Origin of the sequence: Geosporobacter subterraneus DSM 17957, from assembly GCF_900142145.1 — a bacterium.
Classification (GTDB): domain Bacteria; phylum Bacillota; class Clostridia; order Peptostreptococcales; family Thermotaleaceae; genus Geosporobacter; species Geosporobacter subterraneus.
On record NZ_FQZV01000056.1, the window covers coordinates 1 to 24,870 of the forward strand.

Genomic DNA, 24,870 nt, shown 5'->3' on the forward strand with positions numbered 1-24,870 from the left:
AGGAGGAGAAAAAAATGGCAAAGGCTAAATTTGAGAGAAATAAGCCCCACGTTAACATTGGAACAATCGGACACGTAGACCACGGTAAGACAACATTAACAGCAGCGATCACATTAACATTAAACAAGAGATATGGATTTGGATCAGCAGTAGCGTTCGACCAAATAGATAAAGCACCGGAAGAAAGAGAAAGAGGAATCACAATCTCAACAGCACACGTTGAGTATGAGACTCCAAACAGACACTACGCACACGTAGACTGTCCAGGCCATGCTGACTATGTAAAGAACATGATTACAGGAGCAGCGCAGATGGACGGAGCAATCCTCGTATGTGCAGCAACAGACGGACCAATGCCGCAAACAAGAGAGCACATCCTGCTTTCCAGACAGGTAGGGGTACCATACATCGTAGTATTTTTAAACAAGTGTGACATGGTAGATGACGAAGAATTATTAGACCTAGTAGAAATGGAATTAAGAGAATTATTAAGCGAATATGAATTCCCGGGAGATGATACGCCAATCATCAGAGGATCCGCATTACAAGCATTAAATGATCCAATGGGGCCATGGGGAGATAAGATCGTAGAGTTATTTGAAGCGGTAGACAGCTACATTCCAGAGCCGGTAAGAGAAACAGACAAGCCGTTCCTAATGCCGGTAGAGGACGTATTCTCCATTACAGGAAGAGGAACAGTAGCAACAGGAAGAGTAGAAAGAGGCGTAGTAAAAGTACAAGACGAAGTAGAAATCGTAGGATTAACAGAAGCGCCAAGAAAAGTAGTAGTAACAGGCGTAGAAATGTTCAGAAAATTATTGGATCAAGCACAAGCTGGAGACAATATCGGAGCATTGTTAAGAGGGGTACAAAGAGACGAAATTGAAAGAGGGCAGGTATTGGCAAAGCCAGGTTCAATTAAGCCTCATACAAAGTTCAAAGCTGAGGTTTACGTATTAAAGAAAGAAGAAGGTGGAAGACATACACCATTCTTTAACGGATACAGACCGCAGTTCTACTTCAGAACAACAGACATCACAGGATCCATCGGATTACCGGAAGGAATGGAAATGTGTATGCCTGGAGACAACGTACAAATGGTTATCGAACTGATCAACCCAATTGCGATCGAAGAAGGATTAAGATTTGCGATTCGTGAAGGCGGAAGAACAGTAGGCGCTGGCGTTGTTGCTTCTATCATTGAATAATTAAGAACTTCATTTTATGAATAGCCGGGCTTTCAGCCTCGGCTATTCATAAACATTATATGCACTCTGTTATTCATTGAAAATAATTGCTGAATGCACAAAAATGGAAAAATGTCAATACTTGATTCGTGCTTTATAATGTTATATACTATATTAGTGTGTTTGTAAGGACTGCGATGATGTGAAAGGTTGCCAAGAAGGATTTTGGGGAAATTTTCACGGAGAATGTCCGTTCAAGAATCGGGCGACAGAACAACTGTACAACCCAAAATTTTAAAAATAAATTGGGAACACCCGGGAAAGTGTACAGTGATTCTAGTCGCACGTAAAAAACTGTTGCGTGCGATGAAAAGGAGGGAAATAACAATGAGTAAAGGTAAACAAAAAATCAGAATCAGATTAAAGGCTTTTGATCACAAGATTTTGGATCAATCCTCAGAGAAAATTGTAGAGACTGCAAAGAGAACAGGTGCAGAGGTTTCAGGTCCAGTGCCGCTGCCTACTGAAAAGCAAATCATCACGATTTTAAGAGCAGTTCACAAGTACAAAGATTCTAGAGAACAGTTCGAAATGAGAACTCACAAAAGATTGATCGATATCTTAAGCCCAACGCCAAAAACCGTTGATGCTTTAATGAGACTAGATTTACCAGCAGGCGTCGATATTGAAATCAAGTTATAAGAAAGAAAATCTACTAAGATTTAGGTTGACATATAGGAATAAACCTCGCTTAGTATGATTACACAAAATGTAATCCGCTGTAAGAACATCAGGAGGTGTGAAAGATGAAAGGAATTTTAGGAAGAAAGATCGGAATGACACAAATCTTTACAGAAGAAGGCAGAGTAATTCCGGTGACGGTTGTTGAAGCGGGACCTATGGTAGTAACGCAAATCAAGACCGAGGAAACGGATGGCTATAACGCTATTCAGGTTGGATATGGAGATATCAAAACGAAACACGTAACAAAGCCTTTAAAAGGACATTTTGAAAAGGCAGGCACTGAGTACAAAAAAACTTTAAAAGAGTTTGTAGTTGAGGACCCAAGTGCTTATAAGATCGGCCAGGAAATCAAAGTAGACATCTTCACTGAAGGCAATAAGGTAGATGTTACTGGTATTTCTAAGGGTAAAGGAACACAAGGCGCGATCAAGAGACACAATCAATCAAGAGGACCAATGACACACGGTTCCAAGTACCACAGAGGACCTGGATCAAAAGGTGCAGGTACAACTCCAGGCAGAGTATTCAAAGGACAGACAGAAGCTGGAAGAATGGGAAATGAACAAGTTACAGTTCAGAACCTCGAGATTGCAAAAGTAGATACAGAGAGAAATCTTTTATTGATCAAAGGCGCAATCCCAGGACCAAAAAGCGGAATGCTTACAATAAAACAAACGGTTAAAGCTGAATAATAATCTGGCTACAGAAGGGAGGAACTCAAATGCCAAAGGTTGCTTTATTAAATATTACAGGACAACAAGTGGGAGAAATTGAATTAAACGACAGCGTTTTCGGTGTTGAAATTAATCAACATGTACTTCACGACGTTGTAAAGAATTACCTTGCAAATCAAAGACAGGGTACACAGTCTGCCAAAACAAGAGCAGAAGTAAGAGGCGGCGGCAGAAAACCATGGAGACAAAAAGGAACTGGTAGAGCACGCCAAGGAAGCATCAGATCTCCGCAATGGGTAGGCGGTGGCGTTGTATTCGCACCGAAACCAAGAGATTATAGATATGAATTACCTAAGAAAGTAAAGAGACTTGCAATGAAGTCTGCTTTAAGTGCGAAGGTTCAAGATAACAGCATTATCGTATTGGACACATTAGAAATGGATGCACCAAAGACGAAGGAAATGGTAAACGTGCTGAAAAATCTTAAGGTTGAGAAAAAGGCACTGATCGTAATGAGTGATAAGAACGAAAACGTGATCAAGTCCGCAAATAATTTGCCAGGCATTACAACAACCCTTGTGTCAACTTTAAATGTATATGACATCTTAAAGCATGATCAATTTATCATTACGAAGGACGCGGTACACAAGGTAGAGGAGGTGTACGCATAATGATGACACCATATGATATCATTAAACGGCCAGTTATCTCAGAACGAAGCATGGATGATATGGCAGATAAGAAATACACTTTCGAAGTAGATAAGAAAGCCAACAAGACAGAGATTAAAAAAGCCATCGAAAAAATCTTCGGCGTAAAGGTAGAACAGGTGAATACCCAAAACGTAACAGGCAAGTATAAGAGAATGGGTGCACATGTTGGGAAAAGACCTGATTGGAAAAAAGCTATCGTTACATTAACCGCTGATAGCAAAGAAATCGAGTTCTTCGAAGGCATGTAATACAGGATAGCAAGCATGTAAGTCAAAGAAGGAGGGAAAACACGATGGGAATCAAGAAGTTTAAACCAACCTCTCCAGCAGTCCGACAAATGACAGTGTCAACATTTGAAGAAATCACAAAAAAGGATCCTGAAAAATCATTATTGGTGACTTTGAAGAAGAATGCTGGAAGAAATGCTCAAGGAAAAATCACGATTCGTCACAGAGGCGGCGGACAAAAAAGAAAATATAGATTAATTGACTTTAAAAGAGACAAGGATCAGGTGCCTGCAAAGGTAACAGCTATTGAGTATGATCCAAACAGAACAGCGAACATCGCCTTATTAACTTATGCAGATGGCGAGAAAAGATACATTATCGCACCCAATAAGTTAAATGTAGGAGATACAGTAGTTTCAGGGGAAGGTGCAGATATCAAGGTAGGAAATGCGCTGCAGCTAAAGCATATCCCTGTAGGTACTGTTATTCACAACATTGAGTTAAAGCCTGGTAAGGGCGGCCAATTAGCTAGATCTGCAGGTAACTCTGCACAGTTGATGGCAAAAGAAGATAAGTATGCACAAGTTAGACTGCCGTCCGGCGAAGTGCGTTTAGTAAGCATCAACTGCAAGGCAACAATTGGTCAGGTTGGAAATCTTGACCATGAAAATATTACAATCGGTAAAGCTGGAAGAAAGAGACACATGGGTATCAGACCAACCGTTAGAGGTTCTGTAATGAACCCCAACGATCACCCGCACGGTGGTGGAGAAGGAAGATCCCCTATCGGAAGACCTTCACCAGTTACACCATGGGGCAAGCCAGCTCTTGGATATAAGACAAGAAAGAAAAACAAAGCATCTGATAAATTTATCGTTAAGAGAAGAAATCAGAAGTAATAGGGGCTTGGAGGTCATGGATACGCATGAGATCTTGGCCTCATAGTTCTCGATGTCTAGTAGAAAAAGATGCCGAAGGGAGGATATAAGCGGTATGAGTAGATCTTTAAAGAAAGGGCCTTACGTTGAGCCTAAGCTTTTACAAAGAATAGAAGAAATGAACGAAAAGAATGAAAAGAAAGTATTAAAGTCCTGGTCCCGTGCGTCCACAATATTCCCACAAATGATCGGACATACAATTGCCGTCCATGATGGAAAGAAACACGTTCCTGTGTATGTAACGGAAGATATGGTTGGCCACAAGCTTGGTGAATTTGCACCGACAAGAAACTATAGAGGCCATGCGGATACAGAAAAGTCATCAAGAGTGAAGAAGTAGATTCTTACGGAAGGAGGTTACTGAAGTGGAAGCAAAAGCAATTGCGAAATATGTACGCATATCTCCAAGAAAATTTAAGCCTATCTGTGATATGGTTAGAGGAAAAAATGTCGATGAGGCATTAGCAATATTAAAGTTTACTCCAAGAGCGGGTTCGCCGGTACTCATCAAGGTGATCGAATCAGCTAAGGCAAATGCTGAAAACAACCACGAAATGGATGTTGACAAATTGTTTGTAGCAGATATTTATGCAAACCAAGGACCTACGTTAAAGAGATTTAGAGCAGCGTCAATGGGCCGGGGTGTAAAAATCTTAAAGAGAACGAGTCATGTAGGAGTTGTTCTAAAAGAAAGAGCGTAAGAAGGAGGGAAATGTATGGGTCAAAAAGTTAATCCACACGGCTTAAGGGTTGGAATCATTAAAGATTGGGATTCGAAGTGGTATGCAAAAAAAGGTGACTTTGCAGACCTTTTAATAGAAGATCATAAAATTCGTAAATACCTAAAAAATAAACTATATACTTCAGGTATTGCTAGAATTACCATTGAAAGAGCAGCAAACAACAAGGTGAAGGTAAATATTTTCACTGCGAAGCCTGGTATGGTAATCGGCAAGGGCGGACAAGGGGTAGAAGATCTTAAGAACGAGCTAGAGAAACTAACTGGCAAAGGTGTACTTGTAAACATTACAGAAATCAAGGTTGCAGAAATGGAAGCAACATTGGTAGCAGAAAATGTAGCTTTCTCCTTGGAGCGAAGAGTTTCTTTTAGAAGAGCTATGAAGCAAGCCATCCAAAGAACCATGAGAGCTGGCGCAAAGGGAATTAAGATCGCAGTTTCCGGCAGACTTGGCGGAGCTGAGATGGCGAGAAATGAAAAGTACAGCGAAGGTAATGTGCCTCTCCATACACTAAGAGCAGATATTGATTATGGATTTGCAGAAGCGAATACAACCTACGGCAAAATTGGTGTAAAGGTTTGGATCTATAAGGGAGAAATTCTTCCAGAAGCTAGTGAAGAAGTAAAAGAGCTGAGAAGGTCTTTAAGAGCACAAACTCCGGAAGCTAAACCAGCTAGAGAAAACCGCGGACCAAGGGAAAATCGTGGACCAAGAGATAATAACTATCGCGGAAATCGAGACAATCAAAACCGTGATAGCAGACCTTACAAAAGAGATAGATCTAACGAAGAAAAGTAGTACTTGACGAAGGGAAGGAGGAAACACACGATGTTAATGCCGAAAAGAGTAAAACGTCGTAGAGTGCATAGAGGCAGAATGAAAGGTACCGCACAGAGAGGTAACACAATCAGCTATGGTGAATTTGGCTTAATGGCGATGGAACCTGCTTGGATTACCTCAAACCAAATTGAAGCTGCCAGAATTGCAATGACGAGATATATAAAAAGAGGGGGAAAAGTTTGGATCAAAATATTTCCTCATAAGCCGGTTACACAAAAGCCTGCTGAAACACGTATGGGTGCCGGAAAAGGATCCCCTGAGTATTGGGTAGCAGTAGTGAAACCAGGCAGAGTAATGTTTGAGCTTGCTGGTGTGTCTGAAGAGAAGGCTAGAGAAGCGATGAGACTTGCTATGCACAAGCTACCCATCAAATGTAAGTTTGTAACACGTCAAGAGATGGGAGAAAAGGGTGGTGAAGCTAATGAAAGCTAATAAGCTTCAAGATATGACTGTTCAAGAGTTAAATAATAAGTTAGCGGAACTAAAGGGTGAACTTTTCAATTTGAGATTCCAATTAGCTACTGGCCAATTAGATAATCCGATGAGAGTTAAGTTCGTGAGAAAAGACATTGCACGTATTCAGACCATCCTTAGAGAAAAAGAATTAAAACAAGTGAATGCATAAATAAAGATGCAGGAAGGAGGCTTCACTCGTGGAGAGAGCAAGAAGAAAAACCAGAGTAGGTCGTGTTGTAAGCGATAAAATGGAAAAGACAATCGTAGTAGCTGTTGAAGATTTCGTACGTCATCCGCTGTACGGAAAAGCGGTTAAGAGAACGAAAAAATTCAAAGCTCACGATGAAAATAATGAGTGTAAAATTGGGGACAAGGTAAGAATAATGGAAACAAGACCCCTAAGCAAGGATAAGAGATGGAGACTAGTACGAATCGTTGAAAAAGCGAAGTAATGTATAACCGGAAGGAGGGTTTACCATGATTCAACAGGAATCACGCCTAAGAGTTGCTGATAATTCAGGTGCGAAGGAATTGCTGTGCATCCGTGTACTAGGCGGATCAAAGAGAAAATATGCCAACATTGGTGATATAATCGTTTGTTCAGTTAAAGAGGCAACACCTGGAGGAGTTGTTAAGAGAGGCCAGGTTGTGAAGGCAGTTGTGGTAAGAAGCAAGCATGGCGCAAGACGTATTGACGGAAGCTATATCAAATTTGATGAAAACGCGGCGGTAATCATAAAAGAAGATAAAAACCCGGTTGGAACTCGTATTTTCGGACCTGTAGCAAGAGAACTACGAGAAAGAGATTTTATGAAAATCGTTTCGCTTGCACCAGAAGTACTATAGTTCGAGGAGGTGTAATGAATGCACGTTAAAAAAGGTGATACAGTAGTTGTTATTTCAGGTAAAGATAAAGGCAAAAAAGGCAAAGTGCTTCAAGCAATGCCTAAAGAAAATAGAGTAATCGTAGAAGGCGTAAACATGCTTACAAAGCATCAGAAGCCAAGTGCAAAGGTTCAACAGGGCGGAATTATTCATCAAGAAGGACCAGTGCATGCTTCCAATGTAATGCTTTGGGATGCAAAGGCAAAGGCGCCTACAAGAGTAGGATATAAAGTATTAGAGAATGGAACGAAGGTTAGAGTTTCTAAAAAAAGTGGCGAGACCATCGAATAATATTTAGGCTTGAAGGGAGGTTTAAGCGGTGACAGCTAGACTAAAAGAACGATATGTAAACGAAGTAGCAAAAGCGCTGATGGAAAAGTTTAATTATAAAAGCGTAATGGAAATACCAAAAGTAGAAAAGATCGTTATTAACATGGGTCTTGGCGATGCAAAGGACAATACGAAGTTATTGGAAGTAGCGGTTCAAGAATTAGGAATCATTGCAGGACAAAAGCCAATCATTACAAGAGCCAAGAAATCCGTAGCGAACTTTAAAGTACGTGCAGGTATGCCAGTAGGTGCTAAAGTTACCCTCAGAGGCGAAAAAATGTACGAATTTGCAGATAGATTGTTTAATGTTTCACTGCCAAGGGTTAGGGACTTCAGAGGTGTAGACCCGAACTCCTTCGATGGCAGAGGAAATTATGCATTAGGTATCAAAGAGCAATTAATATTCCCTGAAATCGAGTACGATAAGGTAGAAAAAATTCGTGGAATGGACATCATCTTTGTAACAACTGCAAAGACAGACGAAGAAGCCCGTGAACTGCTAAGACTGTTGGGGATGCCATTTGCCAGATAGTGAGGAGGGAAAATAGTGGCTAAAAAAGCAATGATCAACAAGCAACAAAAAACACAAAAATTCTCCACAAGAGAATACAATAGATGTCGTATTTGCGGAAGACCACATGCTTATTTAAGAAAATTCGGAGTATGCCGTATTTGTTTTAGAGAATTAGCCTATAAAGGTCAAATACCAGGAGTTAAAAAGGCAAGCTGGTAGAAATAAAGGGAAGGAGGTATTTATACCATGACGATGACAGATCCAATTGCAGATATGATTACACGTGTAAGAAATGCAAATACTGTGAAGCATGAAACCGTTGATATTCCTGCTTCTAACATGAAAAAATCGATTGCGGAAATATTACTGAACGAAGGATTTATTAAGGGATATGATGTAATCGAGGACGGAAAGCAAGGAATCATCAGAATTCAGTTAAAATACGGAAAGAACAGTGAGAAGGTAATTAGTGGTTTAAAGAGAATCTCTAAGCCTGGCTTACGGGTTTATGCAAAGAAAGATGAAATACCAAAGGTACTTGGCGGATTAGGTATAGCAATCCTCTCAACTTCAAACGGAATTGTGACCGATAAGGAAGCAAGAAAATTAGGTGTTGGTGGAGAAGTTATCTGCTACGTATGGTAATAGATCATTTTAGGGCATAGGAGGTGCAGCAATGTCAAGAATAGGTAAACAGCCAATCATTATACCTCAAGGAGCTGAGGTAAAGATTGACGAAAAAAACCTTGTTACCGTAAAAGGACCAAAGGGACAATTACAGCAACAAATTAGCAAAGACATCAAACTTACAATCGAAAACAATACCCTTTTAGTAGAAAGACCAACAAATAATAAAGTACACAGATCCCTACACGGATTAAGCCGTACTTTGATCAATAATATGGTTGAAGGTGTTACAAAAGGATTTGAGAAAAAACTGCAAATTGTTGGGGTTGGATACCGTGCAGCGAAGTCAGGAAATAAATTGACTTTATCTTTAGGATTCTCTCATCCAGTAGAGATGATCGATCCAGAAGGAATTACAACTGAGGTTCCAACACAAACAGAGATTCTTGTAAAGGGAATCGACAAGCAGCAAGTAGGAAACTACGCTGCAAAGATCAGAGAGTGGAGAGAACCGGAGCCATATAAAGGTAAAGGTATTCGATATGCTGACGAAGTGGTTCGTCGTAAGGAAGGAAAAACAGGTAAGAAGTAGGAAAGGAGTGAATTAAGGTGATTAAGAAGGAGAGCAAGAATTCAAAACGAAAAGTTAGACACGTTAGAGTACGCAGAAAAGTGCTCGGAACTCCTGAACGTCCAAGACTAAGTATATATAAAAGCTTAAGCAATATGTATGCTCAAATCATTGATGATACGACAGGTTCAACTCTAGTTTCTGCTTCAACCTTAGATAAGGATTTAAAAGGAAAAGTGGAATATACAGGAAATAAAGAGGCTGCAAAACTTGTTGGTGAGATGGTAGCAAAGCGTGCATTAGATAAAGGAATTGACAAGGTTGTCTTTGATAGAGGTGGATATATCTATCACGGAAGAGTGAAGGAACTGGCAGAAGGTGCAAGAGAAGCTGGTTTACAATTCTAACAGAAGGAGGGAAATGAATGCGACGTCAACTTATTGATGCCAGTAAACTGGATTTAAAAGAAACCGTTGTAAATATAGGACGTGTAACAAAGGTTGTAAAAGGTGGTAGAACGTTCCGATTCAGTGCACTTGTTGTAGTTGGAGACGAAAATGGATACGTAGGAATTGGTACTGGTAAAGCAATGGAGATTCCTGATGCAATTCGTAAGGGAATTCAAGATGCGAAGAAGAACCTGATCTATGTACCAAGAGTTGGAACAACGATCCCGCATCCGATCGAAGGACATTTCGGGGCAGGCAGAGTACTGATCATGCCAGCTGCAGAAGGTACAGGGGTTATCGCTGGCGGACCTGTGCGTGCGGTACTTGAATTAGCCGGAGTAAAAGATGTACGAGCAAAATCATTGGGCACAAACAACTCAAGAAATATGGTTAACGCTACGATTGAAGGCTTAAGGCAGCTAAAGACGATTGAAGAGGTTGCCAGATTAAGAGGGAAATCCGTAGAGGAACTATTAGGTTAGGGGGGAAAAGCCTTGGCTAATATGTTAAAAGTTACACTGGTAAAAAGCACGATTGGTGCTAAACCACAACATAAAAAAACAGTAGAAGCATTAGGATTAAAGAAAATTCATCAAGCTGTTGAACAACCGGATAATCCTCAAACAAGAGGGATGATCCATCAAGTAAGACATCTTGTATCTGTAGAAGAAATTTAGTTTAAGGAGGTGGAACCATGAAACTACACGAGTTAAGACCTGCTGAAGGTTCAACGAAAGACAGAAAAAGACGCGGTAGAGGTACAGCCTCCGGGCAAGGTAAGACAGCCGGTCGTGGAGAAAAAGGCCAAAAAGCAAGATCCGGCGGCGGTGTCAGACCTGGATTCGAGGGCGGACAGATGCCTATTTATAGAAGATTGCCAAAGAGAGGTTTCAATAACCCATTTAAGAAGGAATGGACGATTGTAAATCTTGACGAATTAAATAAATTTGAAAATGGTACGGTTGTTACACCAGAACTCCTTTTAGAAAATGGAATCATTAAAAAGGTAGTGGATGGTGTAAAAATCCTTGGAGATGGTCAACTAGAGAAAAAGATAACTGTTCAAGCCCATAAATTCAGTCAGACAGCTGTGGAGAAGATTCAGGCTGCTGGAGGAAAGGCAGAGGTGATCTAAGTTGTTTACAACCCTAAAAAATGCTTGGAAAATTCCTGATTTAAGAAAGAGAATGCTATACACCTTCATGATGATGATCATCTTCAGATTGGGGTCAACTATTCCGGTACCTGGAATGGACCGGGCCGCTCTTTCCCAACTGTTTAATCAGGCAGAAAGTGGCCTGTTCGGGTTATTCAACCTGATCTCCGGTGGAGCCTTTGGAAACTTTACAATTTTTGCACTTAGTATCTCTCCGTATATTACGGCATCCATTATTCTTCAACTTTTAACCATTGCCATTCCAAGTTTGGAAGCAATGGCAAAAGAAGGCGAAGAAGGAAGAAAGAAAATTGCACAATATACTAGGTATGGAACCGTTGTATTGGCATTGATTCAAGCCACCGGCGTAAGTGTGGGGTTGTTTAACCAGGCATTGATTTCTAGAGATTTCTGGACGGTCAGTGTAGTGGTGATTACACTAACAGCAGGAACAGCGTTTTTGATGTGGTTGGGCGAGCAGATCACAGAAAAGGGTATCGGAAACGGTATATCCCTAATCATCTTTGCAGGTATTGTTTCAAGAATGCCTCTAGGAATTGCACAGACATATCAAAAATTTAGAATTGGAGAAGTATCTATCTTCTCAATTATATTGTTTGTCGTTTTATCTGTTTTAATCATTGCTGGAGTTGTTGCCATTCAACAGGGAACAAGAAAAATTCCAGTACAGTATGCAAAAAGAGTAGTTGGAAGAAAGATGTACGGCGGACACAGCACCCATATTCCGTTAAAGGTAAATCAAGCGGGAGTTATCCCGATCATCTTTGCGATCTCATTGCTGCAATTCCCATTAACCATCACTTATTTCTTCCGCGGTGGTGCATTCTCAGCCTTTGTTGAGAGATATTTGTCACCGGGAGGCAATCCGGGAATCTGGATCTACTCTATTTTGGAAGTACTTCTGATTGTATTCTTTACTTACTTCTATACAGCCATTACTTTTAATCCAGTGGAAGTATCTGAGAATATGAAGAAACACGGTGGCTTTATTCCTGGTATCAGACCTGGCAAACCTACAACTGATTATTTAAATAAAGTGTTAACTAGAATCACCTTGGCTGGAGCAGTATTCCTTGCTTTCATCGCAGTGCTTCCAACGCTGATTCTTAAATTTACAAGCATTCAGCTGTTGTTTGGCGGAACAAGTATCTTGATCGCTGTTTCTGTTGCTTTAGAGACAATGAAGCAGGTAGAAGCACAAATGCTGATGAGACATTACCAAGGATTCTTGAAATAGATAGGAGGATCATGGGGGTTACTCCCCATGACCTATACCGAATAAATAACCAGGAGATGGTATCATGAGGCTAATATTATTAGGACCTCCAGGAGCCGGCAAGGGAACGCAGGCTGCTGGAATTGTTGATAGATATAACATCCCTCATATTTCTACCGGAGATATTTTTCGCAAGAATATCAAAGAAGGTACGGAGTTGGGGAGAAAGGCAAAGTCTTTCATGGATCAGGGATTACTTGTACCCGACGATCTGGTAGTGGAAATCGTTGAGGACCGCTTGAAGGAAGATGATTGCAAGAACGGATTTTTATTGGATGGTTTTCCAAGAACTGTTTACCAAGCAGAAGCACTAGACAAGGTATTAGAAAAAATGAACAGTGTATTGGATCGGGTAATCAATGTAAGTGTAGACAAGGAAATCTTGATTGATAGAGCCGTAGGACGAAGAATTTGTAAAGAGTGCGGTGCGACCTACCATATTCAGTTTAATCCTCCTGCAGCGGCCGATGTTTGTGATAAGTGCGGAGGCCCATTGTATCAAAGAGCGGATGATAACGAAGAGACTGTGACGAAGCGAATCGAAGTATATCTGAACGAGACGCAGCCACTGATAGACTATTACAAGCAAAAAGGAACCATCGTAACCATCGATGGCCAACAGTCGATCGATAAGGTGTTCCAAGAGATCATAGCGGCTTTAGGAGCGTAGTAGCATGATTATACTAAAATCCAGAAAAGAAATCGAATATATGCGGGAAGCAGGCAAAATTGTTGCTAATGTCCATGAAGTGCTTCGGAATGCGATCAAACCGGGTATCACCACGGGAGAGCTAGATGAAATAGCTGAACGGGAAATACGAAAGTACGGTGCAGAGCCAGCATTTAAAGGGTATAACGGGTTCCCCGGAAGTATTTGCGCCTCCATTAATGAAGAGGTGGTACATGGAATTCCTGGATTAAAAATGCTAAAAGATGGCGATATTATTAGTGTGGATATCGGGGCAATTTATAATGGCTATTATGGAGATGCTGCGAAAACACACCCCGTAGGAAAAGCAAGTGAAGAAGCAGAGAGACTGATAGCAGTAACACGGCAAAGCTTTTATGAAGGCTTGCAGCTGTGCAGGGAAGGAAATAGACTTTCCGATGTGTCCCACGCAATACAGTCCTATGTGGAAAAGCATGGCTTTTCTGTGGTTCGGGATTTTGTGGGACACGGGATTGGCAAGAATATGCACGAAGATCCTCAGATACCAAATTATGGACTTCCAGGAAAAGGTCCACGTTTGGCTGAAGGTATGATCCTGGCCATAGAACCCATGGTGAATGCAGGTAGCTATCATGTTAGAACCCTGGCAGATAACTGGACTGTGATAACAGCAGACGGAAAAATGTCAGCCCATTATGAGCATACGGTAGCGATCACGAAGGATGAGCCAATCCTATTGACAGCCCTCTAACAAAACAAAAGAGGTGAAGAATATGGATACTACGCTTGGAATCGTTGTGGGTCAAGTGGTGAAATCAAAGGCAGGAAGAGACAAGGATAGAAACTTCATCGTTATTGATGTAGTGGATGAACAATACGTCCTGGTTGCCGATGGAGACTTAAGGAAGCTAGATCACCCTAAGAAAAAGAAAATTCGGCATCTGGCAAAATATAATATCATCTGTGAAGAAGTGAAAAATCGTTTGAATAGCGGTGAGAAGATCACCAATTTACTTCTAAGGCGGGAACTGGAAAAACTGGGACTAGAGTAGGCTCAGGAATAGGAGGTTTGATTTCCTAATGGCGAAAAGCGATGTCATAGAGGTTCAAGGAACTGTTGTTGAAGCTCTACCAAATGCCATGTTTAAAGTAAAGTTGGAAAACGGACATGAAATATTAGGACATATTTCCGGTAAGCTAAGAATGAATTTTATCAGAATATTACCCGGTGATAAGGTAACCATTGAATTATCACCCTATGATTTGACTAGAGGTAGAATAACCTGGCGTGGTAAGTGATTAAGGAGGGATAACAGTGAAGGTTCGACCATCAGTTAAACCTATTTGCGAAAAATGCAAAATCATTAAAAGAAAAGGCAGAGTCATGATTATCTGCGAAAACCCAAAGCATAAGCAAAAACAAGGTTAAACTAGCTAAAATAAATAAAAAGCTAGTATTTCCTGCTGTAATTTAGTATAATTATAAGTTGTGGCATTGTTAGTATTTAAGTGCGGCTGAATTTGGCTGCCCAAGGCAGTCAAATGCTTAATACTAATTTTATAGATTCTAAACAAATAACCATGAGAATGAAATAAGTACAGATTTGGGAGGTGCAAAGTAGAATGGCAAGAATTTCAGGCGTTGACTTACCAAGAGAGAAAAGAGTAGAAATCGGATTGACATATATCTTTGGTATTGGCAGAAAAACTTCTAACAACATTTTAGCAAAAGCAGGCATAAACCCTGATACGAGAGTAAGAGACCTTACAGAAGATGAAGTAGGTAGACTTAGACAAATCATTGATAACGAGTACAAAGTAGAAGGGGATTTACGACGCGATATTTCCTTAAACATTAAGCGTCTAAAGGAAATTGGCTGCTACAGAGGAATTCGTCATAGAAGAAATCTTCCGGTTAGAGGACAAAGAACGAAGACCAATGCGAGAACGAGAAAAGGTCCAAGAAAGACTGTTGGACGTAAGAAAAAGAAATAGTTAAAGGAGGTTTGAATCGATGGTAGCCAAAAAGGCAGCAAAGAAAGTTCGTAAGAGAAGACGCGAACGCAAAAATATTGAACGCGGTCAAGCGCATATTCAATCAACATTTAATAATACAATTGTTACCTTAACGGACTTGCAGGGAAATGCAATTTCTTGGGCAAGTGCGGGCGGATTAGGCTTTAAAGGCTCAAGAAAATCTACTCCTTTTGCAGCGCAGATGGCTGCGGAGACTGCTGCAAGATCAGCAATGGAGCACGGTTTAAAAACGATCGAAGTATATGTAAAGGGACCTGGCTCCGGAAGAGAAGCAGCAATCAGATCTCTACAAGCTGCAGGATTAGAAATCAATTTAATTAAAGACGTTACGCCTGTACCTCACAATGGATGCAGACCGCCGAAGCGTAGAAGAGTATAATTAGGATTAGGAGGTGTAGAAATAATGGCAAGATATACGGGACCATCTTGTAGACTTTGTCGAAGAGAAGGGCAAAAACTGTATTTAAAGGGCGAAAGATGCTATACAGATAAATGTGCAATTGCAAGAAGAGGCTATGCGCCGGGACAACATGGACAGGGAAGAAAAAAGTTGTCCAACTATGGTTTACAGCTTCGTGAAAAGCAAAAAGCAAAGAGATTCTATGGACTATTGGAAACTCCTTTTAGAGCATACTTTGAAAAGGCAGAAAAAATGCCGGGAATCACTGGTGAAAACCTGTTAAGACTTCTTGAAACCAGACTTGATAATGTAGTATATAGAATGGGCTTTGCTTCTTCTAGAAAAGAAGCAAGACAGTTAGTAAGACACGGACACTTCACAGTAAACGGAAAGAAGGTAGATATTCCATCTTTCTTAGTATCTGTAGGTGACGTGGTTAAAGTAAAAGAAAAGAGCATAAGTTCTGCTAAATTTAAAGAATTAGCTGAAGCAGCAACAAATGTACCAAATTGGGTACAGGTAAGCTTTGAAAGCTTAGAGGGAAAAGTGGTTGCACTGCCTACCAGAGAAGATATTGACATTCCAATTGCTGAGCACTTAATCGTAGAGTTGTATTCAAGATAATAATTTATAGAATCAGTTACCCTCATATTGTATAGAGATAAAATGGATAAGGAGGGTCAAAAATATGATTGAAATCGAAAAGCCGAAGATAGAATGTGTGGAGCAAAACGCTGAAAATACCTATGGAAAGTTTGTGGTAGAACCCCTGGAAAGAGGATACGGTATCACATTAGGAAACAGCTTGCGAAGAATTTTACTTTCTTCTCTTCCTGGTGTTGCTGTGACTTCTGTAAAAATTGAGGGTGTGCTGCACGAGTTTTCAACAGTACCCGGTGTGAAGGAAGATGTATCAGAAATCATCTTGAATCTAAAATCGCTGGCAGCGAAAATGTATGCCGATGGCCCCAAAATTGTAAGAGTAGAAGCGCAAGGGCCTGGAACTGTTACAGCAGGGGATATCATTGCCGATGCAGATGTAGAAATATTGAATCCCGATCTTCATATTGCCACTCTTGAGGATGATGCGAAATTGCTGATGGAAATTTCACTGGCTAAAGGCAGGGGATATGTGCCGTCAGAGAACAATAAAAACGACAATATGCCGATTGGCGTCATTCCGGTAGATTCTATCTATACCCCTGTTATGAAGGTAAGCTATAACGTAGAAAATACGAGAGTTGGGCAAGTAACTGACTATGACAAGCTAACATTAGAAATATGGACTGATGGAAGTATTAAGCCTGATGAAGCAGCTTCTCTGGGTGCAAAAATTATGAATGAACACTTAAACCTGTTCATTACCTTGACAGACCACATTGATAATGTAGAAATCATGGTAGAAAAAGAAGAAGATAAGAAAGAAAAAGTATTAGAAATGACCATAGAAGAATTGGAGCTGTCTGTTAGATCCTATAACTGCCTAAAGAGAGCCGGTATCAACACCGTGGAGGAACTGACACAGAAATCCGAAGAAGATATGATGAAGGTACGAAATCTGGGTAAAAAATCCCTTGAAGAAGTGCAGCAAAAGCTTGCTGAACTTGGATTAGGCTTAAGACCTAGTGAAGACTAATTGGGTTTAAAGGAGGGAAAGACATGGCAGGACATCGTAAATTAGGCCGTACAACAGACCACAGGATAGCAATGTTGAGAAACCTTGTTACAAGTTTGTTGAAAGAAGGTCGTATTCAGACAACTGTGACAAGAGCTAAAGAAACACGAAAGCTTGCAGAAAAAATGATCAGCCTTGCTAAGAGAGGAGATCTTCATGCAAGACGTCAGGTAATGGCCTTTGTATATGACGAAACAACTGTAAAGAAACTGTTTGATGATGTAGCACCTAAGTATGCTGAAAGAAACGGTGGATATACAAGAATAATGAAGCTTGGACCTCGCAGAGGGGACGCAGCAGAAATGGTTATACTAGAATTGGTTTAATAGGATGGGGATTAAGTGACGCACTTAGTCCCTTTTGTTTTATTCATTAGTCAACTCTAGATACAAAAAAAATATAACAATCTATTGGTATTCTGGCAGGTTAGAGGTATAATATATTAGGTAAAATACTTGTAAAGTTGTGAGGGAACAACCATGGAAAAGATTATTGAAATAAAAGATCTGGTTTATGAATATAGGAATGAAGAAAATGAAGGTGTGGCTGCATTAAAAGAAGTATCTCTGCAGGTGAAGGAAGGGGAATTCTTAGTAGTTATCGGTCATAATGGTTCCGGTAAATCTACTATGGCCAAGCACATGAATGGGCTGCTGCTGCCCAGCGGAGGAAAGGTTTATGTGAATGGACTGGATACAGCCGATGAAAAAAATACATGGGCAATCCGTCAGACTGCCGGCATGGTATTTCAGAACCCTGATAACCAGATTGTAGCAACGATTGTAGAGGAAGATGTGGCCTTTGGCCCTGAAAATCTAGGGATCGAACCAAAGGAGATTCGTAATAGAGTAGACAATGCCTTAAAAGCCGTGGGAATGGAACCATTCCGCAAAAAAGGGCCTCACCTTTTATCGGGGGGACAGAAACAAAGGATTGCCATTGCCGGAGTTATTGCCATGAAACCAAAGTGTATTATACTGGATGAACCTACGGCCATGTTAGATCCTTCCGGCAGAAGAGAAGTGATGGAGACCATTCGCCAGTTGAATCGGGAGGAAGGAATTACGATTGTGCATATTACCCATTTTATGGATGAGGCAGTTCAGGCAGATCGCGTCATCGTAATGGAAACGGGAAACATTGTATTGGAAGGTACACCGAAGGAAGTTTTTCAACAGGTAGAAATCCTGAAGCAATTAGGATTAGATGTACCTCAGGTTACGGAATTGGCCTTTCAATTAAAAAACAGCGGGTTTAACCTTTCACAGGAAATACTCACTGTTGATGAGATGGTGGTGCATTTATGTCAATTATTGTAGAAAACTTAACCCATATTTATAACCCCAATAGCCCCTTTGAAACAACTGCCCTAAAGGATGTAAGCTTTCAAATAGAAAAAGGTGATTTCATTGGATTGATTGGCCATACCGGTTCAGGAAAATCTACTCTGATTCAACATCTGAATGGATTATTGAAGGCATCCTCGGGCAAAATTTACGTGAATGATTTTGAGATCACAAAGAAGGATGTAAAACTGAGAGAAATCCGTCAGAAGGTTGGCTTGGTATTTCAATACCCAGAGCATCAGCTCTTCGAAGAGACCATTTATAAAGATGTAGCTTTTGGGCCTATTAATCTAGGCTTATCCCAGGAGGAAGCGGATCAGAGAGTACGTGAAGCCATTCAACTGGTGGGATTATCCTTTGAGGATGTCAAGGAACGCTCCCCCTTTGAATTGAGCGGTGGTCAGAGAAGAAGAGTAGCCATTGCCGGAGTGGTGGCTATGAGACCGGAAGTGCTGATTCTCGATGAGCCTACCGCAGGCCTCGATCCAAAAGGAAGAGACGAGATACTGGATCAAATAAAAAACCTCCATAATCGTTATAAGATGACCGTTGTTTTAGTTTCTCACAGCATGGAGGATATCGCCAGATTAGTGGATAAAATTATTGTGATGCATAAAGGCACTGTAGCCCTGCAGGGAACCCCTAGAGAAGTATTTCAGCATGTGGAGCTGCTGGAGAGCATAGGTCTGGCTATTCCACAGATCACCTATCTTATGCGTAAGCTGAAAGCCATGGGTAAGCCTATACGAGACGATGTACTGACGATTGAAGAAGCAAAATCAGAAATTATCAATTGGTTAAGGAGAAAGTAATATGCTTAGGGATATCACAATTGGACAATACTATCCTCAGGAGTCTGTTATACACAGACTGGACCCTAGGGTAAAAATACTAGCCACTTTCGTATATATCGTTTCGTTGTTCCTCGTAAAGAATTTCACTGCCTATGGATACATTTTGCTATTTTTGGGATTTTCTATATTATTGTCAAAGGTTCCTTTTTCTTATATCGTTCGCGGCCTGAAACCACTTTTTCTGATTATTATCCTTACCTTTGGAATTAATATTTTTATGACTAAAGGGGAAGTGATTTATCAGTTAGGGCCATTGGATGTGACCAAGGAAGGAATTCGACAGGCGGTATTTATGGGAGCAAGACTTATACTATTGATTATCGGTACATCCTTGTTAACATTGACAACCTCTCCCATACAGCTAACCGATGGGATCGAAAAACTACTAAATCCATTTAGAAGATTTGGAATGCCAGCTCATGAGCTTGCTATGATGATGACGATCGCCCTTCGATTTATTCCTACTCTGCTGGAGGAGACCGATAAGATTATGAAGGCACAGATGGCGAGGGGAGCAGACTTTGAAAGCGGCAATATCATCAACCGCGCTAAGAGTTTGGTACCGCTGCTGGTGCCCTTATTTATTAGTGCCTTTAGAAGAGCCGATGAACTGGCTATGGCCATGGAAGCACGGTGTTATCGAGGCGGGGAAAACAGGACGCGAATGAAAGAACTATCCCTTCATGGAAGAGACCTTGTTGCCTCTCTAATTACTCTGCTGATGCTGATGATAGTGATCCTAGACCGGTTTATCATGTAATTAAGTTAGTAGGTGAAACTTTGCGGAGTATAAAGCTATTGATTGAGTATGACGGTACCCATTTTTGTGGGTGGCAGCGTCAGGTTGAGGGTAGGACCGTACAGGAAGAGATTGAAAAGGCCCTTGAGAAGGTTATAAAAGAGCCGGTTAAGATTCATGGTGCGGGGAGAACTGATGCGGGAGTCCATGCATTAGGACAAACTGCCAGTTTTCATGCCAATATTACTGTTCCCGTGGATAAAATCCCTATAGCTTTAAACAGCATTTTGCCTGAGGATATCTCAATCCTAGGGGCATCAGAGGTAGATGAGAGCTTTCATGCTAGATATGCAGCAAAGGGGAAAAAATATATTTATCAGATATATAACAGCCCTCTGCGCAGCCCTTTACTAAGGAATTATGCCTATTTTGTACCCCAGCCTTTAGATATAGGAAAAATGCAGGAAGCTGGCCAGTACTTTCTGGGTACCCATGACTTTAAAGGATTCATGGCTTCCGGCGGCAGTGTGCAGGATAGCATAAGAACCCTATACAAATTGGATGTATATTTTCATGAAAAGATCATAAAAATAGAGGTTGAAGGAAATGGTTTTTTGTATAATATGGTACGGATTATCGCTGGAACTTTAGTGGAGGTTGGAAAGGGAAAAATAGACCCGAAAGATATAAAGCAAATTATTGCATCTGGAATTCGTGACCTTGCAGGTCCAACAGCTCCAGCTCAAGGGTTATATTTAGGAGAGGTGATTTACTAAAAACCTCAAATATTCCTTGACACACACGGCTGCATGTATTAAAATGATTTAAGAGTGTGCTTATTAAAAAATCCACTAGCCCCGGGTTTTTTAACATAGAAGCGAGTACTGAAATGGTAGTGTTAGGAGGGAAATTTAATGAAATCATTTATGGCAAAGCCACTAGAAATAGAAAGAAAGTGGTATGTAATCGATGCTGACGGAAAGCCCCTAGGACGTTTGGCTTCAGAAGTGGCATCCATCTTAAGAGGAAAAAAGAAACCTATTTTTACTCCCCATGTAGATACTGGTGATTTCGTAATCATCGTAAATGCAGAGAAAGTATTATTTACTGGAAAGAAGCTTGATAAGAAATTGTACAGACACCACACAGGACATCCTGGCGGATTAAAGGAAGTAACTGCCAGAGAATTAATGGCAAAGAAGCCTGAGCAAGCGCTAAAGTTGGCAATCAAAGGGATGCTTCCAAAGAACAGCCTAGGAAGACAAATGTTCACAAAACTAAAAGTATATGCTGGTGCTGAGCACAATCATCAAGCTCAACAACCGGAAGTACTGGATATATAAGCTGTAGAGGAAGGGAGGAACGATCATGGCTAGAGTACAATATTACGGAACAGGTAGAAGAAAAACTTCTATTGCAAGAGTTAGATTAGTGCCAGGTGAAGGAAAAATCACAATCAATGGCAGAGATATAGATAATTACTGTGATTATGAAACACTTAAGCGAGACATCAGAATGCCTATGGTATTAACACAAACTGAAGGCAAGTATGACGTAATCGCAAAAGTACAAGGGGGCGGATTTACAGGCCAAGCTGGTGCTTTAAGACATGGTATCTCAAGAGCGCTTTTAAAAGCAGAAGCTGAATTAAGAGCTGTGTTAAAGAAGGCAGGTTTCTTAACAAGAGATCCAAGAATGAAAGAAAGAAAGAAGTACGGGTTAAAGAAAGCAAGACGTGCACCTCAGTTCTCAAAGAGATAATTCAGTTCAAAATCAAAATCCCCAAATCATTGCGATTTGGGGATTTTTTTATAGGACTATAGAAAAATTTTGCTGTATTATGTATAATAAAATCATACTAGGACGGAAAAGGTTAGGATGATAAGCAGATGAATATGCAACAATACAAAAGATATGTAAAAAACTCATTGCAGTTACTTTTTGTGATTTTTGCCGCCATATTGTTTTACAAATTTATTGACAATCTTGGTACGATTTATCAATCCTTCGGAGAGAGAATGTCCGCTATACGAAGGGTATTGAATCCATTTATTATTGGAATATTCATAGCCTATTTACTCAACCCCATTGTGAAATGGTTTGAGAGAAAAATCTATGGTCCGATCCTGAAAGAAGGTAAAGTCATAAAATACAATCGGCTCATAAGTACGATCACTGTATATATTATACTCATTACCTTAATTTCTCTAACTATTACCCATGTGGTTCCGGGAATTTTGCTCAACATCATGGATCTGATTGCAAAACTTCCTGCCTTTATCTACAATAATGAAAGCAGAATTTTAGAATGGGTCAATCAAGTATACGCCAACGACGTCTATAATATTGTAGGGGCAATTGAGGATAATATCAACAGCATATTCAATCGGCTGGCGGTGATCCTGCAGAATAGTCTAAATAATATAGTAGCCAGCATCGTTACCTTTACTTCAAGTATCTTAACCTTGTTTTTGGCACTCATGATCTCTTTCTATTTCCTAATCGATAAGGATAGCCTGATGAGCGGCACGGAGAAATTTTTAAGGGCATTGTTTGAGGATAAGCATATTGACCGATTGGTCCAATTTTTAAAAGAAGCTGATGAGATCTTTGTGAAGTTTATTGTAGGGAAGTCCATTGACTCCTTTATCATAGGATGCATCTGTTATGTAGGACTCTTATTTATCAAGAGCCGATACGCTGTCCTGATTAGTATTATTGTGGGAATTACGAACATGATACCTTACTTCGGGCCCCTTATCGGTGTGCCTATAGCATTTTTAATTGCATCCCTCAACAATCCTATAAAGGCCCTCTGGATTGCATTGTTTATTTTTATTCTGCAGCAATTTGACGGTATGGTTTTAGGTCCTAAGATATTAGGAGACAGCGTAGGGGTTAGACCTTTGTGGATCATTTTTTCTATTATCCTAGGTGGTTATGTATATGGCGTTCTAGGAATGTTTTTGGGTGTTCCGGTGATCGCCATTGCGAAGATTACCATTGAGCGAATCATTGAACGCAGATTAGAGGAGAAAAAAAGAAAATTAGAAAACGATGATGTGTACAGTAAATAAAGCCTCCTTATGGGGGCTTTATTTTGTAGTATTTCGAATTAAATGCTGCAAATGCTTCAGGTTGTCATGGTCGGTAGATAGGACTTCCTGTACCAATTGAGCACTTTCCTGGTCTAAATCTCCTTCTATGAGCTTTTCAACGGCTGCAATTCCCTTATCCTCTCCATCGTAGAGCTTTTTTAGAATATATTGAGGTTCATGATGGAGGGTTGCATCCAATCGCAGCATTATATCGGCCATCAGTCCGGAAAAACCTCTGTTTTCACGAGGGTGTCCACCAAGCTCCTCTATTCGCTTTGAGATTTTTAGAATATTTTCTTGGTGAATAGACTGAATGTGATAAAGCTGGTTGCGGAGAGCAGGATTCTCAATTTTATCTGCAACATCCTCGAAGGCATGAAAAGCCATATATTCTCCCTGAAGAACTTCATTGAGTGTCTTTATGTTAGGTTCGTCCATAGTACTGCCTCCCATACTGTTTTCTTTAGTTTTCCCTAAAAATATGAATATATGTTGATCTGTAGAGGCTGTTGCTGTAAGTAGGATTATTTGAAAGAAAAAATAAGAAACTATTGAATTTAAACTATTAAGAATATATAAAAGAAACAAATAAAATACAAAAAAAATTATATATATTACAAGTTCACCTAAAAAAAATACGTTATACTGTCAATTAATAATAGGGCGTCTGTTGTCGGACGGAAGAGAGTGTGCAATATACTATATTACTGATTATATTGGAGGAATGAAAATGGAAGTATTGCAAACGATTTCGGAAGTGCTGCAAAGGGGAAATGCAAAGCTGGTAGGAGAAAAGACACAAGAGGCGCTGGATCAGGGACTATCTCCTGCAGAAATTCTTAATGACGGATTGCTGGCAGGGATGGCGGTGATTGGAAAGAAATTTAAGAATAATGAAGTATATGTTCCGGAAGTGCTTATTGCAGCCAGGGCCATGCATGCAGGTTTAAATGTTCTTCAGCCTAAGTTGGTGGAAAGTGGTACAAAGCCAGTAGGCACAGTAGTGCTAGGAACTGTAAAGGGTGACGTTCACGATATTGGAAAAAACCTTGTGGGTATGATGATGGTAGGGGCAGGTCTGGAAGTTATTGACATAGGCATAGACGTTTCTAAGGAAAAGTTCATTGAGGCAATTCAAACACATAAACCGAAAATACTTGCACTTTCGGCTCTATTAACTACAACCATGCCAGAGCTGAAAACAGTGATCGATGCAGTTACTAAGGCAGGATTAAGAGACCAGGTGAAGATTATGGTAGGCGGGGCTCCAGTAAATGCGGAATTTGCAAAAGAAATCGGTGCAGACGGATATTCTCCTGACGCAGGGTCAGCAGCGGAAATGGCAAAGCAGTTTGCTTTGGCATAATAGATGGAAATCTAGCGAGCATCGGGCCATGACAAAGACCAGCTAATAAAAGTCAATAGGTTAGTTTAATTTTTTTAAAAAAGTAGTTTTTCTAAAAAGTGTACAGCAAAGCTAACCATTGGTAAAAGCCGAACAATGGCTTCTCTAAAGAGTTGAGTTTTATCTACCTAAGCAGCGATGCTTCGATGTGAGTTTTTGTCTTTTCTCCATGCTTGATGATCTTCAGGGCTCCTAAATACAAATGGCTTTTCATCACGGAGAACCGCGAAGATATAATGGAGAAGCTTGTGCATAACGGCTACAAGAGCCACTTTTTTCTTCTTGTTTTCACATTTTT

Annotated in this window: 42 protein-coding genes; 41 read left to right on the forward strand and 1 reads right to left on the reverse strand. The window is 40.4% G+C overall.

Annotation, left to right across the window (positions count from 1 at the left end; genetic code table 11):
- Nucleotides 1-14 precede the first annotated feature (14 nt).
- From tuf to BUB56_RS16280, 40 genes are all read left to right on the forward strand, one after another.
- Complete coding sequence (gene tuf, locus BUB56_RS16085) at nt 15-1,208, forward strand: elongation factor Tu (RefSeq protein ID WP_110941093.1); 1,194 nt, start codon at nt 15-17, stop codon at nt 1,206-1,208.
- A 366-nt stretch (nt 1,209-1,574) separates the two neighbouring features.
- On the forward strand, nt 1,575-1,889 hold the full coding sequence (gene rpsJ, locus BUB56_RS16090; protein ID WP_069978703.1) for a 30S ribosomal protein S10: 315 nt from the start codon (nt 1,575-1,577) through the stop codon (nt 1,887-1,889).
- A 104-nt stretch (nt 1,890-1,993) separates the two neighbouring features.
- A complete protein-coding gene (gene rplC, locus BUB56_RS16095) occupies nt 1,994-2,623 on the forward strand; it encodes a 50S ribosomal protein L3 (RefSeq protein WP_110942302.1) in 630 nt (209 codons plus the stop codon).
- Nucleotides 2,624-2,652: 29 nt separating this feature from the next.
- The gene (gene rplD, locus BUB56_RS16100) at nt 2,653-3,276 is read left to right on the forward strand and encodes a 50S ribosomal protein L4 (RefSeq protein ID WP_110942303.1); all 624 of its coding nucleotides are present in this window, start codon (nt 2,653-2,655) and stop codon (nt 3,274-3,276) included.
- On the forward strand, nt 3,276-3,566 hold the full coding sequence (gene rplW, locus BUB56_RS16105) for a 50S ribosomal protein L23 (RefSeq protein ID WP_110942304.1): 291 nt from the start codon (nt 3,276-3,278) through the stop codon (nt 3,564-3,566). The genes rplD and rplW overlap by 1 nt, the downstream gene beginning before the upstream one ends.
- A gap of 44 nt (nt 3,567-3,610) precedes the next feature.
- Nucleotides 3,611-4,444, forward strand: coding sequence for a 50S ribosomal protein L2 (rplB, locus tag BUB56_RS16110; protein ID WP_110942305.1), 834 nt, complete (start codon nt 3,611-3,613; stop codon nt 4,442-4,444).
- Nucleotides 4,445-4,538: 94 nt separating this feature from the next.
- Nucleotides 4,539-4,823, forward strand: coding sequence for a 30S ribosomal protein S19 (rpsS, locus tag BUB56_RS16115; RefSeq protein WP_069978720.1), 285 nt, complete (start codon nt 4,539-4,541; stop codon nt 4,821-4,823).
- 25 nt (nt 4,824-4,848) lie between these two features.
- Nucleotides 4,849-5,184, forward strand: a complete 336-nt coding sequence (gene rplV / locus BUB56_RS16120; RefSeq protein WP_110942306.1) for a 50S ribosomal protein L22 — start codon at nt 4,849-4,851, stop codon at nt 5,182-5,184.
- A gap of 15 nt (nt 5,185-5,199) precedes the next feature.
- Nucleotides 5,200-6,021, forward strand: coding sequence for a 30S ribosomal protein S3 (gene rpsC / locus BUB56_RS16125; protein WP_110942307.1), 822 nt, complete (start codon nt 5,200-5,202; stop codon nt 6,019-6,021).
- A gap of 30 nt (nt 6,022-6,051) precedes the next feature.
- Nucleotides 6,052-6,495, forward strand: coding sequence for a 50S ribosomal protein L16 (gene rplP, locus BUB56_RS16130; RefSeq protein WP_110942308.1), 444 nt, complete (start codon nt 6,052-6,054; stop codon nt 6,493-6,495).
- Entirely contained in the window at nt 6,485-6,688 is a 204-nt protein-coding gene (gene rpmC / locus BUB56_RS16135; RefSeq protein ID WP_069978727.1) for a 50S ribosomal protein L29, read from the forward strand. Before rplP ends, rpmC begins: the two co-directional genes overlap by 11 nt.
- A gap of 28 nt (nt 6,689-6,716) precedes the next feature.
- Nucleotides 6,717-6,971, forward strand: a complete 255-nt coding sequence (gene rpsQ, locus BUB56_RS16140; RefSeq protein WP_110942309.1) for a 30S ribosomal protein S17 — start codon at nt 6,717-6,719, stop codon at nt 6,969-6,971.
- Between the two features lie 25 nt (nt 6,972-6,996).
- Entirely contained in the window at nt 6,997-7,365 is a 369-nt protein-coding gene (gene rplN, locus BUB56_RS16145; protein ID WP_110942310.1) for a 50S ribosomal protein L14, read from the forward strand.
- 18 nt (nt 7,366-7,383) lie between these two features.
- Nucleotides 7,384-7,695, forward strand: a complete 312-nt coding sequence (gene rplX / locus BUB56_RS16150) for a 50S ribosomal protein L24 (protein ID WP_110942311.1) — start codon at nt 7,384-7,386, stop codon at nt 7,693-7,695.
- A gap of 28 nt (nt 7,696-7,723) precedes the next feature.
- Nucleotides 7,724-8,266, forward strand: a complete 543-nt coding sequence (gene rplE, locus BUB56_RS16155; protein WP_110942312.1) for a 50S ribosomal protein L5 — start codon at nt 7,724-7,726, stop codon at nt 8,264-8,266.
- Between the two features lie 15 nt (nt 8,267-8,281).
- Nucleotides 8,282-8,467 (forward strand): type Z 30S ribosomal protein S14, encoded by a 186-nt coding sequence (locus tag BUB56_RS16160; RefSeq protein ID WP_069978736.1) that lies wholly within the window; start codon nt 8,282-8,284, stop codon nt 8,465-8,467.
- A 27-nt stretch (nt 8,468-8,494) separates the two neighbouring features.
- On the forward strand, nt 8,495-8,893 hold the full coding sequence (gene rpsH / locus BUB56_RS16165) for a 30S ribosomal protein S8 (protein WP_110942313.1): 399 nt from the start codon (nt 8,495-8,497) through the stop codon (nt 8,891-8,893).
- A gap of 31 nt (nt 8,894-8,924) precedes the next feature.
- Nucleotides 8,925-9,467 carry a 50S ribosomal protein L6 gene (gene rplF / locus BUB56_RS16170; protein WP_110942314.1) on the forward strand — a complete coding sequence of 181 codons (543 nt, stop codon included), beginning with the start codon at nt 8,925-8,927 and terminating at the stop codon, nt 9,465-9,467.
- 17 nt (nt 9,468-9,484) lie between these two features.
- Nucleotides 9,485-9,853, forward strand: coding sequence for a 50S ribosomal protein L18 (rplR, locus tag BUB56_RS16175; RefSeq protein ID WP_110942315.1), 369 nt, complete (start codon nt 9,485-9,487; stop codon nt 9,851-9,853).
- Nucleotides 9,854-9,870: 17 nt separating this feature from the next.
- Nucleotides 9,871-10,377, forward strand: a complete 507-nt coding sequence (gene rpsE, locus BUB56_RS16180; protein WP_069978748.1) for a 30S ribosomal protein S5 — start codon at nt 9,871-9,873, stop codon at nt 10,375-10,377.
- A 21-nt stretch (nt 10,378-10,398) separates the two neighbouring features.
- Nucleotides 10,399-10,572 (forward strand): 50S ribosomal protein L30, encoded by a 174-nt coding sequence (gene rpmD / locus BUB56_RS16185; protein WP_330392678.1) that lies wholly within the window; start codon nt 10,399-10,401, stop codon nt 10,570-10,572.
- A gap of 17 nt (nt 10,573-10,589) precedes the next feature.
- A complete protein-coding gene (gene rplO / locus BUB56_RS16190; protein ID WP_110942317.1) occupies nt 10,590-11,030 on the forward strand; it encodes a 50S ribosomal protein L15 in 441 nt (146 codons plus the stop codon).
- A gap of 1 nt (nt 11,031) precedes the next feature.
- A complete protein-coding gene (gene secY, locus BUB56_RS16195) occupies nt 11,032-12,309 on the forward strand; it encodes a preprotein translocase subunit SecY (protein WP_110942318.1) in 1,278 nt (425 codons plus the stop codon).
- A 64-nt stretch (nt 12,310-12,373) separates the two neighbouring features.
- Entirely contained in the window at nt 12,374-13,018 is a 645-nt protein-coding gene (locus BUB56_RS16200) for an adenylate kinase (RefSeq protein WP_110942319.1), read from the forward strand.
- A 4-nt stretch (nt 13,019-13,022) separates the two neighbouring features.
- Nucleotides 13,023-13,769, forward strand: coding sequence for a type I methionyl aminopeptidase (map, locus tag BUB56_RS16205; protein ID WP_110942320.1), 747 nt, complete (start codon nt 13,023-13,025; stop codon nt 13,767-13,769).
- A 22-nt stretch (nt 13,770-13,791) separates the two neighbouring features.
- Nucleotides 13,792-14,070 carry a KOW domain-containing RNA-binding protein gene (locus tag BUB56_RS16210; RefSeq protein WP_110942321.1) on the forward strand — a complete coding sequence of 93 codons (279 nt, stop codon included), beginning with the start codon at nt 13,792-13,794 and terminating at the stop codon, nt 14,068-14,070.
- Nucleotides 14,071-14,098: 28 nt separating this feature from the next.
- Nucleotides 14,099-14,317 carry a translation initiation factor IF-1 gene (infA, locus tag BUB56_RS16215; protein WP_110942322.1) on the forward strand — a complete coding sequence of 73 codons (219 nt, stop codon included), beginning with the start codon at nt 14,099-14,101 and terminating at the stop codon, nt 14,315-14,317.
- 16 nt (nt 14,318-14,333) lie between these two features.
- Nucleotides 14,334-14,447, forward strand: coding sequence for a 50S ribosomal protein L36 (gene rpmJ, locus BUB56_RS16220; RefSeq protein ID WP_069978764.1), 114 nt, complete (start codon nt 14,334-14,336; stop codon nt 14,445-14,447).
- Nucleotides 14,448-14,641: 194 nt separating this feature from the next.
- Nucleotides 14,642-15,013: a 30S ribosomal protein S13 gene (gene rpsM, locus BUB56_RS16225; protein WP_110942323.1), complete on the forward strand. Its 372-nt coding sequence runs from the start codon at nt 14,642-14,644 to the stop codon at nt 15,011-15,013.
- 19 nt (nt 15,014-15,032) lie between these two features.
- Nucleotides 15,033-15,434 carry a 30S ribosomal protein S11 gene (gene rpsK / locus BUB56_RS16230; protein WP_069978768.1) on the forward strand — a complete coding sequence of 134 codons (402 nt, stop codon included), beginning with the start codon at nt 15,033-15,035 and terminating at the stop codon, nt 15,432-15,434.
- Between the two features lie 24 nt (nt 15,435-15,458).
- Nucleotides 15,459-16,079, forward strand: a complete 621-nt coding sequence (rpsD, locus tag BUB56_RS16235) for a 30S ribosomal protein S4 (protein WP_110942324.1) — start codon at nt 15,459-15,461, stop codon at nt 16,077-16,079.
- Between the two features lie 64 nt (nt 16,080-16,143).
- A complete protein-coding gene (locus BUB56_RS16240; protein ID WP_110942325.1) occupies nt 16,144-17,091 on the forward strand; it encodes a DNA-directed RNA polymerase subunit alpha in 948 nt (315 codons plus the stop codon).
- Nucleotides 17,092-17,114: 23 nt separating this feature from the next.
- A complete protein-coding gene (rplQ, locus tag BUB56_RS16245) occupies nt 17,115-17,456 on the forward strand; it encodes a 50S ribosomal protein L17 (protein ID WP_110942326.1) in 342 nt (113 codons plus the stop codon).
- Nucleotides 17,457-17,609: 153 nt separating this feature from the next.
- Nucleotides 17,610-18,449, forward strand: a complete 840-nt coding sequence (locus BUB56_RS16250) for an energy-coupling factor transporter ATPase (protein ID WP_110942327.1) — start codon at nt 17,610-17,612, stop codon at nt 18,447-18,449.
- The gene (locus BUB56_RS16255; RefSeq protein WP_110942328.1) at nt 18,434-19,288 is read left to right on the forward strand and encodes an energy-coupling factor transporter ATPase; all 855 of its coding nucleotides are present in this window, start codon (nt 18,434-18,436) and stop codon (nt 19,286-19,288) included. Before BUB56_RS16250 ends, BUB56_RS16255 begins: the two co-directional genes overlap by 16 nt.
- 1 nt (nt 19,289) lies before the next feature.
- Nucleotides 19,290-20,090 (forward strand): energy-coupling factor transporter transmembrane component T family protein, encoded by an 801-nt coding sequence (locus tag BUB56_RS16260; RefSeq protein WP_110942329.1) that lies wholly within the window; start codon nt 19,290-19,292, stop codon nt 20,088-20,090.
- Nucleotides 20,091-20,110: 20 nt separating this feature from the next.
- Nucleotides 20,111-20,845 (forward strand): tRNA pseudouridine(38-40) synthase TruA, encoded by a 735-nt coding sequence (truA, locus tag BUB56_RS16265; RefSeq protein ID WP_110942330.1) that lies wholly within the window; start codon nt 20,111-20,113, stop codon nt 20,843-20,845.
- A 138-nt stretch (nt 20,846-20,983) separates the two neighbouring features.
- Nucleotides 20,984-21,412 carry a 50S ribosomal protein L13 gene (gene rplM, locus BUB56_RS16270; protein ID WP_110942331.1) on the forward strand — a complete coding sequence of 143 codons (429 nt, stop codon included), beginning with the start codon at nt 20,984-20,986 and terminating at the stop codon, nt 21,410-21,412.
- Between the two features lie 25 nt (nt 21,413-21,437).
- A complete protein-coding gene (gene rpsI, locus BUB56_RS16275; protein WP_110942332.1) occupies nt 21,438-21,830 on the forward strand; it encodes a 30S ribosomal protein S9 in 393 nt (130 codons plus the stop codon).
- A 128-nt stretch (nt 21,831-21,958) separates the two neighbouring features.
- On the forward strand, nt 21,959-23,146 hold the full coding sequence (locus BUB56_RS16280; protein ID WP_110942333.1) for an AI-2E family transporter: 1,188 nt from the start codon (nt 21,959-21,961) through the stop codon (nt 23,144-23,146).
- Between the two features lie 18 nt (nt 23,147-23,164).
- Here BUB56_RS16280 and BUB56_RS16285 read toward each other — a convergent pair whose 3' ends face one another.
- Nucleotides 23,165-23,605, reverse strand: coding sequence for a DUF2383 domain-containing protein (locus BUB56_RS16285; RefSeq protein ID WP_190014630.1), 441 nt, complete (start codon nt 23,603-23,605; stop codon nt 23,165-23,167).
- 292 nt (nt 23,606-23,897) lie between these two features.
- Here BUB56_RS16285 and BUB56_RS16290 point away from each other — a divergent pair, with 292 nt between their 5' ends.
- Nucleotides 23,898-24,533, forward strand: coding sequence for a corrinoid protein (locus tag BUB56_RS16290; protein ID WP_110942335.1), 636 nt, complete (start codon nt 23,898-23,900; stop codon nt 24,531-24,533).
- Nucleotides 24,534-24,870 lie beyond the last annotated feature (337 nt).